The organism is Paraburkholderia sp. RAU2J (assembly GCF_003634845.1).
In the GTDB taxonomy this organism is placed as follows: Bacteria; Pseudomonadota; Gammaproteobacteria; order Burkholderiales; family Burkholderiaceae; genus Paraburkholderia; species Paraburkholderia fynbosensis.
In genome coordinates, this window is record NZ_RBXG01000002.1 from 3056683 (window position 1) to 3075657 (window position 18975).

Annotated in this window: 16 protein-coding genes and 2 pseudogenes; 12 read left to right on the forward strand and 6 right to left on the reverse strand. The window is 57.7% G+C overall.

The window, feature by feature from the left end:
* Nucleotides 1-375 precede the first annotated feature (375 nt).
* Nucleotides 376-894 (reverse strand): MarR family transcriptional regulator, encoded by a 519-nt coding sequence (locus B0G69_RS31285; RefSeq protein WP_121323728.1) that lies wholly within the window; start codon nt 892-894, stop codon nt 376-378.
* Nucleotides 895-1110: 216 nt separating this feature from the next.
* Here B0G69_RS31285 and B0G69_RS31290 point away from each other — a divergent pair, with 216 nt between their 5' ends.
* From B0G69_RS31290 to B0G69_RS31320, 7 genes and pseudogenes are all read left to right on the forward strand, one after another.
* The gene (locus tag B0G69_RS31290; protein WP_121323729.1) at nt 1111-2154 is read left to right on the forward strand and encodes an aromatic ring-hydroxylating dioxygenase subunit alpha; all 1044 of its coding nucleotides are present in this window, start codon (nt 1111-1113) and stop codon (nt 2152-2154) included.
* Nucleotides 2155-2228: 74 nt separating this feature from the next.
* Nucleotides 2229-3563: an MFS transporter gene (locus B0G69_RS31295; protein ID WP_121323730.1), complete on the forward strand. Its 1335-nt coding sequence runs from the start codon at nt 2229-2231 to the stop codon at nt 3561-3563.
* 53 nt (nt 3564-3616) lie between these two features.
* Nucleotides 3617-4750: a porin gene (locus B0G69_RS31300; RefSeq protein ID WP_121323731.1), complete on the forward strand. Its 1134-nt coding sequence runs from the start codon at nt 3617-3619 to the stop codon at nt 4748-4750.
* Nucleotides 4751-4880: 130 nt separating this feature from the next.
* Nucleotides 4881-5378 (forward strand): annotated as a pseudogene (locus B0G69_RS31305) (alcohol dehydrogenase catalytic domain-containing protein); the annotation flags it as partial.
* Between the two features lie 115 nt (nt 5379-5493).
* Nucleotides 5494-6704 (forward strand): IS3 family transposase gene (locus tag B0G69_RS31310; protein WP_241991523.1). Its coding sequence is split into 2 segments (ribosomal slippage): nt 5494-5818 and nt 5818-6704, totalling 1212 coding nucleotides; the frame shifts between segments, so codons are not numbered across the junction.
* A 355-nt stretch (nt 6705-7059) separates the two neighbouring features.
* On the forward strand, nt 7060-7377 hold the full coding sequence (locus B0G69_RS31315) for a hypothetical protein (RefSeq protein WP_121323732.1): 318 nt from the start codon (nt 7060-7062) through the stop codon (nt 7375-7377).
* Between the two features lie 329 nt (nt 7378-7706).
* Nucleotides 7707-8108: a phasin family protein gene (locus tag B0G69_RS31320; protein ID WP_121323733.1), complete on the forward strand. Its 402-nt coding sequence runs from the start codon at nt 7707-7709 to the stop codon at nt 8106-8108.
* A 724-nt stretch (nt 8109-8832) separates the two neighbouring features.
* Here B0G69_RS31320 and B0G69_RS31330 read toward each other — a convergent pair.
* From B0G69_RS31330 to istA, 3 genes are read right to left on the reverse strand one after another with little or no spacing between them, the layout of a single operon-like run.
* On the reverse strand, nt 8833-9390 hold the full coding sequence (locus B0G69_RS31330) for a response regulator (protein ID WP_347232529.1): 558 nt from the start codon (nt 9388-9390) through the stop codon (nt 8833-8835).
* A complete protein-coding gene (gene istB / locus B0G69_RS31335; RefSeq protein WP_121315180.1) occupies nt 9287-10102 on the reverse strand; it encodes an IS21-like element helper ATPase IstB in 816 nt (271 codons plus the stop codon). The genes B0G69_RS31330 and istB overlap by 104 nt, the downstream gene beginning before the upstream one ends.
* Nucleotides 10099-11598, reverse strand: coding sequence for an IS21 family transposase (gene istA, locus B0G69_RS31340; RefSeq protein WP_121315179.1), 1500 nt, complete (start codon nt 11596-11598; stop codon nt 10099-10101). Before istA ends, istB begins: the two co-directional genes overlap by 4 nt.
* Nucleotides 11599-12205: 607 nt before the next feature.
* Here istA and B0G69_RS31345 point away from each other — a divergent pair.
* The gene (locus B0G69_RS31345; protein ID WP_241991525.1) at nt 12206-12448 is read left to right on the forward strand and encodes a hypothetical protein; all 243 of its coding nucleotides are present in this window, start codon (nt 12206-12208) and stop codon (nt 12446-12448) included.
* A gap of 60 nt (nt 12449-12508) precedes the next feature.
* Here B0G69_RS31345 and B0G69_RS31350 read toward each other — a convergent pair whose 3' ends face one another.
* A complete protein-coding gene (locus B0G69_RS31350; RefSeq protein ID WP_241991526.1) occupies nt 12509-12835 on the reverse strand; it encodes a hypothetical protein in 327 nt (108 codons plus the stop codon).
* 211 nt (nt 12836-13046) lie between these two features.
* On the opposite strand from B0G69_RS31350, the gene B0G69_RS31355 reads away from it, so the two are divergent.
* The 4 genes and pseudogenes from B0G69_RS31355 to B0G69_RS31375 all read left to right on the forward strand — a co-directional run bounded on the left by B0G69_RS31355 (nt 13047) and on the right by B0G69_RS31375 (nt 16958).
* Entirely contained in the window at nt 13047-13235 is a 189-nt protein-coding gene (locus tag B0G69_RS31355) for a hypothetical protein (RefSeq protein WP_121323734.1), read from the forward strand.
* A gap of 537 nt (nt 13236-13772) precedes the next feature.
* Nucleotides 13773-14462 (forward strand): annotated as a pseudogene (gene imuA / locus B0G69_RS42210) (translesion DNA synthesis-associated protein ImuA).
* Nucleotides 14463-14874: 412 nt separating this feature from the next.
* Nucleotides 14875-15369 carry a hypothetical protein gene (locus B0G69_RS31370; RefSeq protein WP_121323735.1) on the forward strand — a complete coding sequence of 165 codons (495 nt, stop codon included), beginning with the start codon at nt 14875-14877 and terminating at the stop codon, nt 15367-15369.
* 404 nt (nt 15370-15773) lie between these two features.
* Complete coding sequence (locus B0G69_RS31375; protein WP_241991527.1) at nt 15774-16958, forward strand: hypothetical protein; 1185 nt, start codon at nt 15774-15776, stop codon at nt 16956-16958.
* A 676-nt stretch (nt 16959-17634) separates the two neighbouring features.
* Here the strand turns inward: B0G69_RS31375 and B0G69_RS31385 are convergent.
* Nucleotides 17635-18459, reverse strand: coding sequence for a hypothetical protein (locus tag B0G69_RS31385; protein WP_147440792.1), 825 nt, complete (start codon nt 18457-18459; stop codon nt 17635-17637).
* Between the last annotated feature and the right edge of the window lie 516 nt (nt 18460-18975).

Genomic DNA, 18975 nt, shown 5'->3' on the forward strand with positions numbered 1-18975 from the left:
CGCGTCGCTCTGATTTTCATTACTGATGCGTGGGAATTGGCGAGTTGCTCGTCGTTGGCTGGCGGAGAAGCGCGGCAGTGGTCCACATCGGTTGCGATTCAAGCCTGAGCGACGACACCGAAAAGGCCGACTCGATAGCCATCGGATTGAGACCTATTGTGAGAGGCATTCCACTTCGGCGCGGACCTGGGCCGTGGTCAGTTGGCTGCAGTTGTCTGCGATTGCAGCCATCGGGGTACCGGACAAACCACCAGGTCGACGAGGAAAATTGATGTCAAGTGGGGCATCAAAACAAGCAAAGCGACCAGCCTTTCGTCGGTCGTTGTAACGGTCAACGGACGACATCAAGCCGCCGGCGACTCTGGGCACTCCATGTCAGGCTATTTCTTGACGCCGTAATGGCGCGCGGCTCTTTTCGTTGTTGATATGAACGAACTTTGACAGCAACGCCAGAAAGGTCTCCTGCTCAGCCTGAGACAGCGTTTGAAGCATCCGACGTCGCAACTCATGAACCGACGGCACAAGACTTTCGAGCAACTCCGCGCCTTGCTTACTCAAGCGGAGCAGCCGGACGCGCTTGTTTTCAGGAGGAGTCACGCGCTCGACGAGACCTTTCTCTTCAAGCCGGACAGCCATGTTAGCGGTGGTCGAATTGTCGAGGGCGCAGTACCTCGCGAGCGTTACCTGGTCAATGTCCGGGTGGTCCTGAAGGATTCGCAGTGCCGCGTACTGAACCGGCGTGATGTCGGGACCCAGCACCTCATGAAACATCGACACTGAAATCTGATGGGCTCTACGTATTAGATGGCCTGGCTGCTCGTACAAGTCCGTCGAAAGCTCGTTCTTTCCCTGTTTCTGCGTCTTTGCCGGCGCGCGTGCCGTGCGACTACTCATATTGTGTCCTTTGGGTTGCAAGGCATCCTTGCGCCTGCCGTTGGAATTCTAACCTACATGGCAAGCGGCCCCCGCGTGTAGCGGTGTTCCAAGGCTGGTTCCCTCAGCAGCTACCAGGGTAGTTCCTAGCTTATCCAGCATCCAACGTTAAGTATACTGAACCTTAACGTTAAGTGTACTCAAGGTTGTTTTGAGAGATTCGATTCTGGAGGAATCATGTTTGCATTGAATCAATGGTACGTTGCCGGCTTCGGATGGGAGTTCGAATCTTCCCCGATTGTGGCCCGCACGCTTCTGAACAGACCAATCGTTCTTTTCAGGACGCCGGACGGCAAAGTCGCCGCCCTCGAAGACAGGTGTTGCCATCGGTCGCTGCCTTTGTCGTGCGGCACGGTAGAGGAGCGCGGACTTCGCTGTGGCTATCACGGCCTGCTGTTCGCGGCCAACGGCGCGTGCCTCGAAATCCCCGGCCAAGACAAGATTCCAGGCAAATGCAAGGTCCGGAACTATCAACTCGCCGAGAAGGACCAGATTCTGTGGATTTGGTTTGGTGATGACGACCACCCGTCAGCTGTGCAGGACCCGCCTGACTATCCGTGGCACTCGGATGCGCGCTATGAATTCCGCGGCGACATCTACCACTACGATGCTCCCTATCAACTGATTCACGATAACTTGCTCGACCTAAGTCACCTGGGTTACGTGCACCTGCGCACCATTGGCGGCGACCCGTCGACACATATGGAAGCGGATATGAAGGTGCACGGTGGGGACAAGACCGTGCATGTGGTCCGGCACATGAAGAATTCGAAAGCACCTGCGACCTATGCGGAAGCGTGGCCATTCCAGGGCAACATCGACCGCTGGCAGGAAATCGAGTTTGACGTGACACATCTCCGAATCTGGACTGGAGCTGTCGACACTGGCACCGAATCTCTGGATGACCCGAGCCGTAACGGCTTTCATATGCGCGGCTTACACGGCGTGACACCGGAGACCGATTCCACGACGCATTACTTTTGGACGATGGCTACGAATCTCCCGCCGAGCGGCGAAAGCAACATGACGAAGGTATTCGAGCAAACGGCCCTGACATTTGAAGAAGACAAGGTGATTATCGAGGCCCAATTCCAGAACCTCCAGCGCTTCGGTGTCAGCCCCCAGGTCGACATCCACGTTGACGTAGGCGCGAACCGGGCGCGCCGCATCATCGCATCACTCACAAATACAAAAAACGCGAGCGTTACAACGTCCGCCTGACATCCCCCATAACGGTTGAAAGCTTACGTTGTCTCAATGACGACGTGAGCCCTTACATAATATGGAGACAGACAATGGAGCTCGACCTTAGGCGAACCGTTGACGAAAACCCGATGAGCCGTTTCCAGATTGTCGCAGTCGTAGTCTGCATCGTTCTGAACATGCTCGACGGATTTGATGTGCTCGCGGTTGCATTCTCGGCCGCACATCTGTCAGCAGACTGGCATTTGACCGGAAAGGAAATCGGCCTGCTACTCAGCGCCGGTCTATTTGGTATGGCGGGAGGCTCACTCTTCATCGCGCCGCTTGCCGACCGAATCGGCCGCCGGCCGCTCGTTCTGGCCTGCCTCACAACAATCGCATGCGGTATGTTGGCATCCGCATCAGCGCAGAACCTCACGCAACTCGTGGCGTTGCGGGCGATTACAGGGCTCGGTATAGGCGGAATGCTGGCTAGTATCGCCGTCATCGCAGCAGAATACAGTTCAAACAAGTGGCGAAGCGGGGCGATTAGCATGCAATCTGCCGGGTACTCGCTGGGCGCAACGCTCGGTGGTGCTGCCTCCGCCTACCTTCTTACTCACTTCGGTTGGCGCAGCGTCTTTATTTTCGGTGGCGTGACAACGGCGCTTGTTCTTCCGCTTGTACTTTACTCGCTGCCCGAGTCGCTCGATTTCCTTATCGCGCGCAAACCAGCCGGTGCCATCGAAAAGGTCAATGCCATCCTGAATCGGATGCACCTTAAGCATGTTTCTGTACTTCCGTTAGCGACTTCGACGGCCGGTGCAGGAGAGTCCTCGTCACCACTCGGCAACGGTACCTTGCGGCGCACTCTCTTTATCTGGGCAGCGTTCTTTTGCGTGATGGCGGGCTTCTACTTCGTCATGAGCTGGACGCCGAAGCTGTTGGTTCAGGCTGGACTGTCGGCAGTGCAAGGTATCACGGGCGGCGTACTACTCAACGTTGGCGGAATGATTGGATGCACAGTTTTCAGCCTGGTCGCTACCCGCGTGAACGTGGCCCGGCTACTCGCTGTGTTCCTGGTGGCCAGTGCCGTGCTTCTCGCTGTGTTCGGCGCAGTCTCTTCCACCCTTGATGTGGCTCTCATCGCCGCAGTTGTGCTGGGCGCAGTGATTTCAGCGTGTGTGGGTGGCCTATACGCAATCACGCCGCTCCTGTACACGCCGCAGACACGCGCAACCGGCGTAGGTTGGGCCATCGGTATGGGCCGCGCGGGTGCCATTGTCGCGCCATTCGCCGTCGGGACGCTTCTGGATTCAGGTTGGAGCGTTTCCGGTCTCTACTATCTCTTTTGCGCACCTTTTGTGTTAGCAGTCCTATTCGTATTCGGCGCATCAGCTCGTCCGGAATTCAAGGCGCTGCTCGACACCCATCAGGCTACGCACTGACCGTAAGCCAGCGATAAGGCCAAGTCAAAACAATAAACCCGTTTGGAGACGTAATGAAGAAGTCCTGGTTACTACCCACACTTATGTTCAGCAGCATCGCACCCGTGTACGCGCAAAGCTCCGTGACGCTATACGGAATTATCGACACGGGCGTTGAATATGTGTCCCACGCCAACGCGGCAGGCGACAGCGTTTTCCGGATGCCGGCCATCACCGGCTCCCTTCCTTCGCGTTGGGGCTTGCGCGGCGTCGAAGACCTCGGCGGCGGCCTAAAGGCTCTTTTCACTCTGGAAAGTGGCTTCAACGTACGCGGTGGCGACATGGGGCAAGGTGGCCGCCTCTTCGGCCGCCAGGCATGGGTGGGTCTGGGCTCGAACTACGGGAACCTGACGTTCGGGCGACAGTACACGATGACGTATATCGCGTTGCTCGAAAACGAAATCATGGGCCCGGCCATCTATAGCCTGGGCTCGCTGGATGCATATGTCCCCAACGCGCGCAGCGATAACAGCGTCGCCTATAAAGGGACTTTCTCCGGACTGACGGTGGGGCTGACCTATTCGTTCGGCCGTGACTCCGCGGGCACGGGAAATTCGCCAGGGCAAGGAACCTGCGCCGGCTCCGTCGCAGGTGACTTCCAGCAGTGTAAGCAGTGGTCCGCAATGCTTAAGTACGACACCAGCCATTTCGGGGCTGTGGTGAGTTACGACCAGCAGCGCGGTGGCACGAACGCAGCCGCGAACTTCTTCGATGGCGTTGCGACGACACCCATTACGAGCAGTGGTGACAGGGACACACGCATTCAGGCGAATGCCTACGTCAACTACTTCGGCGTAAGAGTTTCGGGCGGATGGTTGGGACGTTGGGTAGAACCAGGAAACGCTGCGGTTGCAAGTGTACGTTCTGACATCTATTACCTCGGTGCGCAGTATTACTTCACCCCCGCTTTCATAGTGGATGGAGCAGTCTACCGCGTCATTAACGCAGAACATGACACGCGAGCAACTCTCGGCACGGTTCGAACTACATACCTGCTGTCGAAGGCTACAGCCGTTTATGCACAGGTCGGCTACCTGGGAAACAGCGCACATGCCCGCTATAGCGTTAGTTCAGGCGGCGCTGGTGCCACGCCCGCGGCTGGCTCGAATCAGACGGGCGTCATGCTTGGGGTGAGACACCTTTTCTGATGCACTCGGCCGGTTGTCGGGACGTGATTGCCTGAGTCACGCTGCTGCTTTGCACGGCGGCGGACAACCGGTCGTTCCTTCGCCACAGTTCGTATGTGGCAAAAATTCGTTGCTTGATAGGAGAGCATTCATGGCTGGTAATCGTGGTGTCGTTTATGTAGGCCCCGGAAAAGTTGAAGTTCAAAACATTGCAGACCCGCAACTGGTCGAGCCGAATGGCAGGAAGGCGAATCACGGGGCAATCCTGCGTGTCGTCGCGACCAATATCTGCGGCTCCGACCAGCACATGGTCCGTGGTCGTACTACTGCGCCAAGCGGCCTCGTTCTTGGCCACGAAATCACCGGGGAAGTGATTGAGGTCGGAAGCGATGTGACTACTCTGCAGATTGGTGACCTGGTATCGGTCCCGTTCAACGTGGCTTGTGGCCGATGCCCGATGTGCAAAGCCCAGAACACGGGCGTTTGCTTGACCGTGAATCCGGAGCGTCCGGGCGGCGCCTACGGCTACGTGGACATGGGCGGCTGGATTGGGGGGCAGGCTGAGTACGTCATGATTCCGTATGCGGACTTCAACCTGCTCAAATTCCCAGACCGCGACCGCGCGATGAGTAAGATTCGCGACCTTACCCCTCGCTGCGCAAGCCAGCGCGGAAGCGGCCCCCTGAATCACCGGACACAGTCTCCCACTTAAAATAGCGGGTAGGCATACGACTGTGTTTTTGACTAACACCAAGCAAGAAGTGATGGAAGTGTTGACGGGGCCGGAGCGCCGGCGGCGATGGTCAGCGGAGGGAAAGCTGGCGATGGTGCGAGAAAGTTTCGAGCCGGGTAAATCCGTCTCGATGGTTGCACGCCAGCACGGCGTCAATCCAAACCAGCTATTTCACTGGCGCAAGCTATATCAGGACGGCAGTCTTTCAGCCGTTAGCGCCGGCGAGGAAGTGGTGCCCGCGTCCGAGTTGAGCGATGCACTGAAGCAGATCAGGGAACTGCAACGCTTGCTGGGAAAGAAAACCATGGAGAACGAGATTCTTCGGGAGGCGGTGGAGGTAGCGAAGTCGCGAAAATGGATTGCGCGCTCGCCCTCATTGCCGGGGGACGAGCAGTGAAGCAGGTCTGCGACGTTCTCGGTGTAGCGCGCTCAAATGTGGCGGCAAGGCTTGCTCGTCCAGCCGACTGGCAGGATGGACGCAGCGCCAGGAAGACGGAAGATGTCGGCCTGGTTGAAGAGATTCGGCTGACCGTTACTGACCTGCCAAGCTACGGCTATCGCCGGGTCTGGGGTATGTTGCGCCGTGAAAGGGAAGGCCGAGGTATGGCTCCAGTGAACGCCAAACGCGTGTATCGGGTGATGCGCGTTCACGGCTTGCTGCTACAACGCAAACCTTTGCCACCGCGGCCGCAGCGTCGGCACGATGGCAAGGTCGCGGTGGCGAAGAGCAACCAGCGGTGGTGCTCTGATGGGTTCGAGTTTCGCTGCGACAACGGTGAGCCATTGCGCGTGACGTTCGCCCTGGATTGCTGTGACCGTGAAGCGATGAGCTGGGCGGCGACGACCGGCGGTCACAGCGGCGATGTGGTACGTGACGTGATGCTTGCAGCTGTCGAGAACCGATTCGGTAAAGCCTTGAAGGCGCCGGCTCAAATCGAGTGGCTGACGGACAACGGTTCGGGCTACACGGCGGAAAAGACTCGAAGCTTCGCATCGTCCATCGGGCTAAAACCATTGACCACGCCGGTCTGCAGCCCGCAAAGTAACGGAATGGCGGAAAGCTTCGTCAAGACGATGAAGCGTGACTATGTCGCCTTCATGCCGAAGCCCGACGCAGCAACCGCCGCGCACAATCTCGCCGTCGCGTTTGAGCACTACAACGAGCGTCATCCTCATAGTGCGCTGAAGTACCGCTCGCCACGCGAATTCAGGCGCAGGACCGATTCATCAACTCAAGGGTGAGGCGGTGTCCGGAGGTACAGGGGCAAATCCAACCATTCAGCGCATGCTGCGTTCCCGGGCGACAGCGTCTTTTACACAACCTCGCCGCAAGAGACGGCCACGCGGTGTGGCACACCGCATTTCCCTCTGTGAGTTTCGCCATGTCAGGTCCGCGACGATGGTCGAATAGCAACCGGCCATCGCGAATTTTTTTATCTCTGCGGGAGAAATTGCAACGCATTTCCCGTAGGTCGCTCACGAGCATTTCCCAGCCGCCGGGACGGTAAGTAAATCGCGACACACGGCATGCCCCTTGCGGCGCCTCAGTCATGTGAGCGGATAACGCTTGCATGAGATATTTACTTGGAGGCGAGGTATGAAATATCTAATCAAGGCGCTGTTCGCTTCGGGTTTCGCGATGGCCCTGTCGGCAATGACATTCGTAAAGGCCGGCGAATCTGCAACGCCCGGCCCTGGCGCAGGCTCGGTGAGAACTCCGAACGAGGGAGGCTACGGGGCAGACGCCAAAGACGCTGGCGTCGTTGTGGGAGCCCGGGCTAATGCGGCGGCGATCAGCAACCCGACGACCAGACGTTCCAATGGCAAGATGAACGGCCTCCATATGGGCACAAATAGCGGGGCAAATAGCGACGTAAACCGCGGATTCGGCGGCGCAAGCCGAAACGGTCAATAGTCTGCGCCTCCGGCTTAACCGACCCAACGGTTGCGGGTGCTTCTTCTTTTGACAGAGAGGCTGTTCGGCGCGCCGTACGAAAGAGCCGGACTTGTTTGATACCGATTTATTGCAGAGATGCTGTTGGGCCGAGATGCCCCGGACAGTTGTCGAACACGGCATTTCCTCAGTTCATTTGACGCTCAGTAAGCGGTTGACTTCCGAGCTCACCTCCGTAGAATGAGTTTTGTTGCGCCGCAGCAAATTGCTTTCGCCCTGCGGCGTGTGGCTCGCATTCCGATGCGGAGTCCTCATGCACCCGCCGCCTTCCCCCGTTGTTAGGAGCCGTCATGAACACACTCATCCCGCAGCAACTCGTCGACGCGCAAAGCGTAAGTTTTCAGCAGGTGTTTCATTTTTCGGCCACGGCGTTCAATGGTCTCGAAAGACTCACTGCGCTCAATCTTCAAGTCGTCAAGACTACCCTCGCGGAGAATCAGGCAATCGTGAACAAGGCGTTGTCGGCGAAGCCCGAAGAACTGTTTGCACTGTCGGCGGACCTCGCCAAGCCTACCGGCGAGAAAGTAGCGGCCTACAGCCGGCAGGTCTATGAAATCCTTTCCGGTACCCAAGCCGAATTGGCTTCAGCCGCTCAGGCGCAGTTCAAACAATCCCAGGATGAGGCTAAAGGGTTTGTTGCGAAGCTCACCAAGAACTCGCCGCTCGCAAATACGATAGTTGTGGCTGAATAAAAATCGACGCAAATTTCTTCGGTGGCAATGCGTTTTCGACGCGCCATTAGAAACCAGATATTTTTGAAAAAGCGGACCTCGGTTCGCTTTTTTCGACGAAGGCATCGCTCCTCCGACAGCCGCCTGGCGCCGAAAACGTCAGCCGCTGCCTGAGCCATAAAGCATCACAAAAATGAGAGAGCGTGAACACCGGAGCCCAGACTAGACTAGACTAGATAGCGTCTTCCCGGTGTTCACGTATTAGCAAGGTCTGCGGTCATTCCAACCGCACGAGGGAGACTGAAACGTGAGCAATGTGTCAAGACGCGACCGAGCGGGCGTCGTCCCCATTGAAATGGCATATCAGCTTGAACTTGCCGTGTGCGCATCGCACGTCAGCAGCATGCTATCTTCCGCGTCTCGCGGCGCGTGCATTGAAGAGTTGGTGACGAGCTTTGTGGTCAAGCATGGACGTACCGACCTCGCACGTTTCCTCGCCACGCTCGCGGAACGACTCGATGCTCGTGAGAGCAAGGAAGGGGCGGCCGCCGTTCGGCATTTTGCTGCGGGAACTCCACCAGCCGCGCCGCTCGTAGGCGCTGCAGTAGGCGCACCTAAAAGGCAAAGGCGGCTCCGACGTCGCGAGCTTGCTCAGGCAGCTGAAGCTCTGCTCTAAACAGACTGCACGTGCAATCGCTGTAGTGGATACGTCGGATTGATTTACTGCTTGCCACTGCTACGGAATTCAGTCCCCCGTTCTCGGGCTTTGGGGCGCACCAACAAGGAGGTTCGCGGCATAGCGGTCGACTGTGTGCATCAAAACGTCAAGGTCAGCCGGCTTGCGAAAAAACGCAGACCAGCAGCGCGCACCATCTACGGGCTCTGGCATGGCCGACAGCAACAGTATTGGCACGTGAACCAGCGCCGGCTGACATTTAACGCGTCGGCATAATTCAGCCCCATCCATTTCGGGCATTTGCCAGTCCGTCACAATCAGTTGCGGAATCTCGTGTAAGAGCCTTTTCAGGGCCTCTGCTCCGTTGTGCGCAAGTATGACGCGATGACCGCTCCCTTCGAGCGCTAGCTGCAGCGCCCAGAGATTGTCTGGGTCATCGTCGACGAGAAGGTGGACAGCGTCAAGCAGGAAGTCCGGTTTACCGACAAACATCTTGGCCGGTCGGTCGAGATGTTTGTCGCTGTCAATTGGACATGGTTGTCGCTCCGTTCGGATTGTCAGCGGGTAATTGACGGCGCCGCTCCTTCTGTTTGTCGCTGGCTTTGCGGCGTCGATAGCTTTCAACATTCAGTTCGAAGATCGTCGAGTGATGCACAAGCCGGTCAATGGCCGCCACTGTCATGCCGGGGTCCGGGAAGACGTCATTCCAGCCTGAGAACGGCTGGTTGGCTGTTATCAGAAGACTTTTCCGCTCATACCTCTCGGCGATCAGCTCGAACAGCACGCTGGTTTCGGCCTGGTCTTTCCTCACATACGACAGATCATCGAGGATGATCAGGTCGAAGCGGTCAAGCTTCGCGAGCGCCGAAGGCAGTTGCAGACTCTGGCGCGCGACCTGGAGCTTCTGCACGATTTCGCCGGTGCGCGTGAACAAGACGCGATAGCCGGCGTCGATTAACGCATGGCCGATGGCGGACCCCAAGTGACTTTTTCCGCCGCCGGGTGGACCAAACAGGAGGATCGTGGCGCCTTTCTCAAGCCACGAATCGCCGGTGGCCAGCGCCATCACATGCGCCTTCGAGACCATCGGCACAACGCCGAAGTCGAAGGTGGCGAGCGTCTTGGTCGGATCCAGATGTGACTCGGTTCGATGACGCTCGATTCTCCGTTTGGCCCGCTCGGCGAGTTCATGTTCGAGCAATGCGCCGAGTAAGCGCGACGCCTGCCAGCTTTCCTTGTCCGAGCGTTCAGCGAAGTCCGGCCACAACCGGCTGATCGTGGGCAGCCGCAATTCGTTGAGCATCAGCGCGATACGGCCAGCATCGTAGGCGGCGTTCATGCGAGCAGCTCCTCATCGAGCAACGTGTCATAAAGCGCGGCAGACGGCATCTCGACGACAACCATCGGACACTCGGCCTGGCGCGGCGCCAACTCATCGAACAGCGCCCTCAGATCGGGTAGTTCACCGAGTTCGAGCAATGCATCGAGCCTCTCGGCGAGTTGCGCCTCGACGCCGTGGTTTCCTGCCAGCTCAAGCAGGCCGACCATGGTCTTGCATGCGCTGCGCGGCGTCAGCGCCTGCTCCAGTCGCTCCCAGGTCCGACGGTAGGCTTCACGCGGAAACAGATCGTCACGGAACGCGAGGCCCCGGAAGGCCTGCGGCTTGCGTTTGAGCGAATCGATGAAGTGCCGGTAGTCGATGCCGCGACCGCGCCGTTTGCTCGTGTGTGTGGCTCTCGCCGTGCTGTGCACGAGCGCGCCGGACAGATAGCAATCGAGCCGGTCACTGTAGAGGCGTACCTTCAGGCGATGACCGATCAGCCGCGACGGAGCGCTGTACAGGACGCAACGCACGGTGAACGTGCCGCAGCGTGTCACGCGCGCCTCTTCTTCGTCGAAGTCGGTGGTACGGTGCTCAGGTAGATCCAGCAGGTGTTCGCGCTCGATCTGGAACGCTGCAGCATTACGCCGGTTGCGGCGCATCACCACCCCGCGCACGAACTCGTCGTACGCGCCCCGGTCCGCGAAGTCGCGGTGACCTCGCAGCTCCAGGGCCTGATCGATCTGATCCTTCAGATAGCGATGCGAGGATTCGACACTGCCATTCTCATGACCCATGCCACGATTGTTGCGCGTGCCTTGCATCCCGTAGTGCTCGAGTAGCGCCGCATAGCGAGCTGTGAAGTCTTCCTCTTCCTGCAGGTTCCTGAAGGCCGCCGACAGACTGTCGGAGCGGTGTTCGCGCGGGCACCCGCCGGCCTGCCACAGCGCGTTCTGCAATCCCGTCGCGAGCGCCTGGAAGCTCTCTCCGCCATCGACCACACTGGCGTATTCCCAGCGCGAGAACGCCAGCACAAAGTGATACAGCAGGTGGTTAAACGGAACGCCGCCAATCGTCACGCACAGCTTGTCCATGTGGGTGAAGTCCGACAGGCCTCGCGCGCCTGGCTGATACGTTTGAGGGAAGAACACTTCCCGGTTCGGCCCTTCGAGCGCGCGCCACTGGCTGACATGCCGCTCAAACGTGCGACGCATGCTGTCGGGAAAGCGCTCGGGATGGTCTTCCTGCAATTTGCGCAGCAGCGTGATCGCCTTCAGCTTTGGGGCACTGTGCAGCAATGGGACGACTTCGGCTTCCCATACGTCGGCAAATGGATCAGGACGCGAGCGCCAGTAGCGCCGGGGCTGCTGCGACGGAAGCCCGGCTTCACGTTCGACGCGGCGCGCCGTGCGCTCGCTCATGCCCGACTTCGCTGCGGCGACCTTCTGTGGATGAAGTTTGCGCTGGTTCATGTAGAGGCGGACCTGTTGGTCGGTGATGCGGGTTCCAGACATGGGCTGACCGCCTCTTTTTAGATTCAGTCAGCCATCCTAGACCTCGCCGACCCGGCGCCGCCGGCAGCTCGTCGTCTGCGGCGGCTACGCCGCCTCCGACTCCTCACTACCGGCCAAGATGAATGTCGCTACACCGGACGCAATCATTGTCGCCCTCCAAGAAGGACAGTTGACATGGGCTTGAGCAATGTTATGTACCTCCGGCAACCGCAACAGCTATGCCTCGCAGCCCGATGGACGGCGTTTTCAGTTTATCTCTGAGAGGGGCGGACGCGTTTCACTAATATGAGCGAAAGGAAATTTCCTGTCGCCACATCGTCCACCCGAAATGCGCAACGGAACAAATGGCCGAATCTTCTTAAAAAGATGAATGCGAAGGCGCCCGCCCGACGATTGACATTTGCTACCGTCAGCGCCGCCTGCGCTCGCATTCTTGAGGTGCATCGGCTATCCCGCCGCGCCGAGGGAGTGCCGAAAAGACCGACCTGCGGGCATCCAGTTGGAGCCTTCCGTCGCTTTCCGAGCAAAAGCACGATATATGGGCAATTGCTCAGGCGGGCACGCTCTCTGCATATCAAGGGCAATGGGGGGCAACTCGGGAGGGATTATGTTCAGAGCCAAATACATCATGGCGGATGCCATGGTCGACGGACGGACCTTAAAGGCCGAATTTGACGAGCACACGGGGCGACTTCGCATCCTTTACGGCAATGACGTCTGGGCGGAATGGTTTCCGCCGAATTCGTGGTTCGCGATTGCGAGCGTCGCTGGACCTAGTAGTTGGGGAACCCGTCCGACTGAGGCAGACCTGCAATTGGTCATCAATGATTTCGCGTCCCGGCAGAATTAGCCCCTACGACAAGGACTATCGAGGCCAGCTATAGATTGCCGAAATCGGCAACCGTCAGCGTCAGGGGTGAATATCGGTGCCAGAGACCTCCGAGATGCGGTCGTGAGTATTGGAGTCTGTGAAAATTACGGATTCGGGCGAAAACGGGTCATAGTGGATTACGTTGGGGTAGTCGGTAGCTACTGGCACACGCGGTTCTTCACTGACAAGCAGCGAACCGAGCAACTGGATGGACCCCTTCATCCCCTTCGGCGTTTTGAATACCCAGATGCGCTTCAGCAATCGCTCAGCGAGTCGCACGATTTTCGTACTGTGGGAGCCAAAATAACCGACATCGCCGTTCTTAAGATTCTGCTCGAACTTCTGCCAGTAGTAAAAAATATCCATTCGATGCCTTGTCTGCTGATGCCCCGCGCAAGGCGGATTGGTCAAGGCGAGGATGTTACTTGAAGTCACCTGCGCGCGGCTGTAAGCGCAGATGTACGGGCCGGCTCACTCTGCCAGGTGCCAATGATTCGACCAATCACGGCTGACCAACCCAGCAGCCCCTCCACACTGCTAGACTGAAGGCTCCCCGGACAGGGGCGTGGAGGTTGGCATGACTACCGCTTATGTAGTGAAGACGGGTGAGCATTTTTTGTGCAGCGCTGAGGACGGAGACATCGGTCTCGCGCCGGAAATCAAAGAAGCCAAATACTTTCCCACCCATGACGAAGCCGAAAAAGCGGCAAATCAGCACGCTGACTCCGGATACGAAATTCTGACCGTCGACGTCCCTGCACGCTGACTCATAAATCGTCGTCTGTGTAGGCTGCAGTCCGCTCGTCGGTGAGTGCACCGCTTCATAGGCGCATGAGAATCGACGTGAACCAGACCATGTCGGAGCGGCCCGCGCAGCTCCTGTCTCCGTCAAGCCAACTTGCCCTGCGACGAGCCGCTATTGCTTAAGGCGCTGGGTGTTGATTCCAGCTGTGTTCAGCGCAGCGTCAATTGCCATCAGTTCCTGGGCAAAATCGAGCGGTCACTCCTCCCCATCACAACGCACGGTCATGCCGTTGTGCATCAAAATCAGACGATGCGCCTTGAATAGGACGTCTACAAGCTTTGATTCCCGTTCGGCTTCCGGAACCCATTCGTCCGCTCTCATGTTGAAGTCTCCCTCTGGATAAGGCACACGGCCCACGTCAACCCTTGAGCGAACCCACCTGCGGCATCGACGGGCTGGTTCTAAACACGTCCAACGTTCAGCCTGCAAAAAAGTGTCAGTTCGCCTAGGGATTTGCGTGTACGATACTGTATAAATATACAGGTTTTTGGGCTGCCAATGTCTACCGCTACCGTCTTTGCCGAGGAGATACCACCATCGCTATGGCGGGCGCCGCAGCTCGCCCGTAGTCGCGGCAGGGTCGTCGAGACTGGGTAACCCGGCACTGTCGGCGGAACTGCCGGGTGGAGGACGGCCCGTTGGCGCGCTGGTCGACCTCCTGGTCCAACAGGCCGGTGTGGGCGAACTGCGACTGCTACGTCCGGCGCTCAGCGCCGCCGGAAAACGACCGGTCGCGTTCGTGCAGCCGCCTCATACCCCCAGACGGACTGGGGTTGAGTTACATCGGGCTTTCTCTGGACCGGGTGCTCCGAGTGAAGACGCCGAAAACCGCGGATGCGTTGTGGTCGGCCGAGCAGATTCTTCGTGCCGGCAGTTGCGGGGCGCTGATTTTCTGGACGCAGTACGCGCAGGCTTCATCGCTTCGACGTTTGCACCTGGCGGCTCAGTCCTCAGAAACGCTTTTGTCATGGTGCGGCCGCTGGCCGCTGGGCAGGACGCGTCACCAGCATTGCTGCGGCTTGCCCTCAGACCGTCGGCGAGCGGCCTGACTGTCGACATTGTGAAATGACGAGGGCCCTTGTGCACGGACCCCTGGCGATTGCACTCCGGCCCACTCCCGTTTTGCTGTCACGGCATGCGCGTATTTCTCGGTGTTCACCTGCCGACGTTGCGGCTGCAAGCCTTTAGACCGATGTGGTCGCCCGAGCTCAGCATGGTATCGGTGCCGCAAACGCGTTGGTTCTCCGTTGTTCGAACCCGCACTCACTAGCGGCTTCTTCGCGGGTTCACTCACAGCCACACGAGCCCTATTCTGGGGCGCTTGCCCATTACAACGGACACTACGCGCGCGGCGGTTGCCAAGGTATCGCCTATGTGGGTATGACGCCACATTCGTGATTCGGCTGTGCGGGCACCCGCACATATATTTTTATACAGGGGTAGACTATAACCGTAGGCCTGCGTCGATGCAGGAGAGACCATTGCTCAAGTTTAGTAGCACGTATCCGTAGCATTCTTTCTTCCGTTTATCGAACGGGCGTGCGAAGTGATTGCAGTCGAGAGGGCATCCCCGATTGTAAGTCACAACAAGGGAGGCGGTATGAACGGCGATGCGGAATATCACGTGGTTCAAATCGAGGCGAACGAATCCCGTCAATATTCGAAAGTGATTCAAGCGCTCGCGTCCCGGTTTCAGACCCGACTTCTACATGCGTTCGAGTTGTCGTGGGGAGAGGGTGCCCCTATCGACGAATCCCCTGCTACCATCCAGATGACCGAGCCAGACTGCGGCTTACGGGTGGCAGTCATTTCCAATGTCCGTCGCGCTGAACATCCTGTTGCGCGACTTCTCCAAGAGATGGAAACACCTGTACGAGGGACCGCTTTCGTGTTCGTGCCGGACTACATCCACTTGGAGCTTCTCGGTCCTATCGACCAGAAGCTGAACGGCTACGGACTGGTAGTTAAAACCAGCGAGTTCGCTGAAAGAGCGCAGATGAATGAACAGGCGCGAACAGTACTTGTCAAGCACGCGGACAAGTATTTTCATCAAACGCTCCCGCATCTGCATCGCCTGTTAAGTCACGCGTCGTAAGTTCCAACTCAGCGCCGCTCTCTCGTGCGGCTTCTGTTTAATGCGACCTAATCGGGGCTCCGATGCCAAGGAATCAGTTGTTAGGATTTCACCGTGTTGGCGAGCGACAGTACGACCTTTCTGGTTTGCGGACGGGCAGCGTCCGAGACCAGTTCGTCCGCGCTATCTCGGTCACTGAAGCACTCATCTCTGACGTTCCGCAAATAGCCCAAGACCCCGGGAGGGGGTTATTAGTCCTTGGGGGCGGCGTTTCGGGCCTTTCATGTGCGTTTGTTGCTGCGCTCCGAGGAATAAACGTCACGGTAATCGAAAAACGGTTCCACGCTTTCAATACGCTATCGGTCGCAAAGTCACGCCGGATTGCCCCGTTCGAGTATGACTGGCCTCGGCCGACGTCCGACTCGATGCAGTTTTCCCCGTCCTGGTTTCCGCTCGAATTCCACTCCGACGCCGCTGATGTCCTCGCCGCCGAATGGCAAAGCGCGCTCGGTGCATTTCTGTCTTCGAATAACAAGTTAGAAATCCTATACGGTTATAATGCTCGAAACTTTACCGCAACACCCGTCAACGGAGCTGTCCACGTAGCAGGACTATGGGCGGGGACAAAAGGCACCCGCACCACTAGAGATTTTGGCGCGGTTATCGCATGCACCGGCTTTATGCGCGAACGAACGTTGGTTCGTCAGTTGCGGATTCATGTACCGCATCCGTCGCCGTTGTACTCCGGCAACGTCGAACTCAGAAGCTTCCATGGAGCGAGATTCTGGCTCGACCCGGACCATCTTGACCGATGGAAATTCAATTCAAAATACCGACATGCCGTAAAAGGTGTGCTAGTTTCCGGTGGCGGAGACGGTGCCATGCAAGATTTTCAACGTGCGACCACCCGACAATTCGGGCTGCCACTACTCAAACACCTTGAGCGCTGCCTTGAATCTCCCATACAAGATAAGTATCTCGTCACACTACTGGCTGCCGAAGACCGAGCGCGAAGGGCGTGTGCTTGGGGAATGTCGAACCCGAACGACAAGACTCCAGACGCCGAGATGCAAATCTGGGATGCAACGTTCGAAAGCGTGGTCGAGGACTCGTGTGCTGATTTCATCCAGTTGTACGGCCGACAGAACGGCATACTCGACGTGACCGTGGTCGATACGGTTGCCGCAACAAAGCCCGCCCTTCAAGAGCTTGCACGACGGGTCCTCAGAGAGGACTTCAATGATGAGCCTTTCCCGAATTTCGTCTGGGTGACTCGCGAACCGCACTTAGGCTTCGCTTACGCATTGAATCGCTTCTTATCCCTTTTCGTGTTGAAGTTGCTGCGAGACGGGTTCGATAGGCCGCACGGTGAGCTTCGGCTCAGTACATCAATAACTCGCATAGTACGGGGCGACCCTACGCGAGATTGCTGCACCACGAAAGATTGTCACGGATACACGCATCATGTGAGCTTCGAGCCGAAAAAGCAGTCTTTCGTCCCGTTTGAGATTATCGTAATCAGGCATGGACTCATATTCGCTACCCGGCCTTATCTCGGATACCGAGCACCTGTAAAGGAGCAGTTGGTTCCGTACTACATCCCGAGTTAGTGGCTTCAATAGCGATTTCGTTTGGGGGGAGTGCGAAACTGGAACGAAGACATCGATTCCCTCGCTTCAACCCATCCTCCCAAGTGGAGAGGCTGCTCGCGATTCGTCGTTGGGGGGCCGGGGCACGACACGAACAATCGTCGTTGGGTACAAAGACGTCGAGCAGTGCCCGTATGAACCGCTCCGCCGCATCGTCTTCCATCATCTGCAGGCAGCAGCAGTGGACTCGCACTGCTGCAACGATGTCGCCGCAAGAACGGTGGCGTGAGTCGCATAGGGCAGCCGACGTTCTTCCCGTCGGGCACGTTGGCCTCTCAAAGCGAGCGTCGGCTTGCGCCCGCATTGTTCTTCATGGCCGACCAAGCGCGGTCAAATCTCCGGCTTAGCAGCACTGACGGTCGTCAAGTTCCAGCAATCTGACCGGCGGCACTCGTAGACCAGCCCGGCTTGCAAACACCAAGGTCACGTACTCGATTGCAGCGACGCTTAGACTGTCCCTGACGCTCGAGAACTTTGCCACCCACGAGATTGCGCATTCATCGCAGATAACCGCTTTCGGCCTCGCACCGCCGAGGCCAACACCGCGTGCAAAGACTGCACCCAAGTTTCTCAGGACAGGCAATCCTCTTTCGACTAGGGTTGCAGCTTCAGCAAAGTCTGGTAAGGCGAGGGGGCCCTATTGCGACAAGAGGTTGTGGAGCGCGCGCCATCGCCTCGTGCTCCGCAATGAATTGTCAGTGTCGCCAATTGCTTCCAGCACTTTTTCGAGCTGATACGGCTTGTATGGCGCGTCCGTCCGAATGGTCTTCGCGAGGATGGTCAGTACATGCCCGGGCCACTTTGCCAAAATTTTTCCCTTGGTTCCATTCTGAAGAAGGCCAAAAAGGTAGGAATCGGGATGGTCCACGAAAGTGAAGTACTCTTCAAGAACGTCCACAACATCTCCAAACTCATCCGTCAAGTTTGTTGCTAGTCGAATCAAGCTCTCAGTTGTAGAGCTTGTACGATAGACTGTCTCGCGGGGCCAAGCTTTCACAAAAAATGACTTTCCAAAGCTAGCCCAGCCATTCTCTTTAGCGAGAATGTGCCCGGTGGACCAGAGCGCCGATAACCGGCCTGATTCGCTCATTGATTGGAGCGCTGAGCGGCATTCGGAGAAGGTAATGTACCTTTCTCGACGAGTGCGGACGAAGGTTGCCTCAACTAACATCGTGGCGAGATGTCGCTCCGACTCCTCGTCGAGCAACACAGAACTACGCGAGAAGACCTGCAGGAATTCGGCTTTTATTTGTTTGAACAACTGGTCAGGGTACGGGCGATACGAATCGTAGACCACGCCTGACCAGAGAGCAGCCGAAGACCTGTCGTCGGACAAAAAATGGGGAAGCAGTTTTTTGCTCACCCATTTGCTATCAACCACGAAAATGAAATGCAGTCGTCCGCCCAGAAACGCGATAGCGTGATAGCGGGCATCGCCGGGAACGGCTAGAGTCGCTTCCACACGCTCTCTTAGAGCAGTTTGGAAAAGCTGCCCATTCTTGAACCGCCTTTGTCCCAGAGTCTCGAATACAGCCTGCAACAGGCGTCCCACAGGGGAATTGGTCGCCGAGTCATATGTCCCGTCGCGATGTGTCGGACCAGTCGTATTGGAGTACGTGAGTACCAAGCGGTTGAACTACTGTCAGTCTTGCCCGCAGATGTCGCCAGCGACATCGAAGTCGCGGCTCGAGACGCGGGGATTTCAGACGCGAGCTTCATTCGCCTGCGCCGAGCGATGGACCGGGTTGCTTGCGCGCAGTTGGTTTTGGAAGCAATGAGGGCCGGGAGTGAGGGGGCGAGCGATGACGAAGGGGCGTTGCGGACGTCACGAGGGATACGGTGCCGGAGATGGGGCGGACGGCGACGCGGGGAATCCGGCAGATAGCGTGCGGCACGCGGGGGATACGGTGGATGCCATCGCGGTGATGCGGGGTGCAGTGGATTTGCTGGCAAAGGGGTGGCCGGAGGAGTATCCGGC